This is a genomic window from Micrococcus sp. ACRRV, assembly GCF_022346985.1.
Classification (GTDB): domain Bacteria; phylum Actinomycetota; class Actinomycetes; order Actinomycetales; family Micrococcaceae; genus Micrococcus; species Micrococcus porci.
Map to the genome: position 1 here is coordinate 1 of NZ_JAKRNH010000187.1, position 1,836 is coordinate 1,836.

The following is a 1,836-nucleotide window of genomic DNA, read 5'->3' on the forward strand; positions in this document are numbered from 1 at the left end:
GCCGGGACGCCCCGGCGCGAGCCCAGCATCCTCCACGTGGACATGGACGCCTTCTTCCTCTCGGTGGAGCGGCGCGAGCGGCCGGAGCTCCGCGGCGTCCCGGCTGCCGTCGCCCATCCCGAGGGGCGGTCCGTCGTCCTCTCGGCCTCCTATGAGGCCCGGGCCTACGGGGTGCGTTCGGCCATGCCGCTGGCTCAGGCCCGCGCGCTGTGCCCGCCCCTGCGGGTGACGCCGCCGCGCCAGGAGCTGTACCGGTCCACGTCCGCGCGGGTGATGGACCTCTTCGGCCGGGTGACCCCGGTGGTGGAGCAGCTCAGTGTGGACGAGGCCTTCCTGGACGTCGCCGGGGCCCGCCGGCTGCTCGGCCCGCCGGAGCGCATCGCGGCGCTCATCCGGGAGCGGGTGCGCGCGGAGCTCGGCCTGCCGTGCACCGTCGGCGGGGCGGGGGTGAAGTTCGTGGCCAAGATGGCCTCCACCGCGGCCAAGCCCGACGGGATGCTGCTCGTGCCCCCGCAGTGCACCCTGGCGTTCCTCCACCCGCGGCCGGTCGGTGCCCTGTGGGGCGTGGGGCCGCAGGCGGCTCGCCGGCTGCGCGAGCGCGGCGTGGAGACGATCGGCGACCTCGCCGCGCGCGACCCCCGCTGGCTGCGGGAGGCCTTCGGTGCCGCCGGAGCGGCCTGGGCGGAGCTGGCGGCGGGGCGTGACCCCCGCCCCGTGGCGCCGCGCGAGCCCGCCCGGAGCGTCGGGGCGGACCACACGTTCGACGTCGACGCCCGGGATCCCGCCGCCCTGGACCGCGAGGTGCTGTCGCTGTGCCACCGGGTGGCGGCGCGCCTGCGATCGGGCGGTCACACCGCCGCCGCCGTCACCGTGCGGGTGAAGGACCCCGCGCTGGCCACGCGGGCCCGCACGGTGCGCCTTCCCGCGCCGACGGCGTCGGGCCGTGTCCTGCACGCGCACGCCGGGCCGGCCGTGGCCGGGCTGCTCACCGAACGCCCCCACCCGGTCCGACTGGTCGGCGTCCGCGCCGAGCGCCTGTCCGACGCCGAGGCCCACGGCGCGGTCCAGGAGGCGCTGTTCGCCCCCGAGGGGCACGAGGGGCCCACGGACGACGCCGGCTGGCGCCGCGCGGAGGAGGCGGCGGACGCCGTGGCCCGGCGATTCCCGGGCGCAGGGGTGCGGCCGGCCTCCCTCCTGGGCCCGCCGGAGGGCTCCTGACCGGCGCGGACCCCGGCCCCGGCGTGGCGGCGGACGGGGGTGGGGAACTATCGTGGAGGGCACCCGGCGCCCTGGGCGCCCTGCCGACGGGGCGGCCGCGCCGCCACCACCAGAGAAGGAGCGCCTCGTGCCTCTCTCCGACCACGAGCAGCGAGTCCTCGACGAGCTCGAGCGCCAGCTCCACGCCGACGACCCGTCCCTCGCGTCCCAGCTCTCCACTCCGCGGGGCCCCGCCCCTGTGCGCCGGATCGTCCTGGGTGCGGCCATGATGCTCGCGGGGCTGGCCGTGGTCCTGGTCGGGGTGTCCACCCACCTGGTGGTCGTCGGCGTGCTCGGCGCCGTGCTGCTCGGCGGCGGCATCCTCGTGCTCACCTCCCGCAGGGTCTCGGCCTCCCGCGCCCCGGGGGCGCCGGTGGCCGGCGACGGCGGCCCGCACGCCGGGCGCCGGCGCGGCGGGCTCATGGACCGGCTCGACCGCGAGTGGGACAGCCGGGGGCGCGCCGACACCTGATCCGCCACGCCCTCCCCGGTCCCTCCACTTCCCTCCCCGCAGGCCCCCGCTCCCTCACGGAGCGGGGGCCTGCGGCGTGTCCGGGGAGCGTCGACCCCTCGTTGACC

Annotated in this window: 2 protein-coding genes; both read left to right on the forward strand. The window is 78.8% G+C overall.

What is annotated here, in order from left to right:
• Positions 1–1,218 (forward strand): DNA polymerase IV (gene dinB, locus MHY29_RS11945; protein ID WP_239241515.1); only part of this gene is annotated, 1,218 nt, incomplete at its 5' end.
• 127 nt (positions 1,219–1,345) lie between these two features.
• Entirely contained in the window at positions 1,346–1,729 is a 384-nt protein-coding gene (locus MHY29_RS11950) for a DUF3040 domain-containing protein (RefSeq protein ID WP_224354664.1), read from the forward strand.
• Positions 1,730–1,836 lie beyond the last annotated feature (107 nt).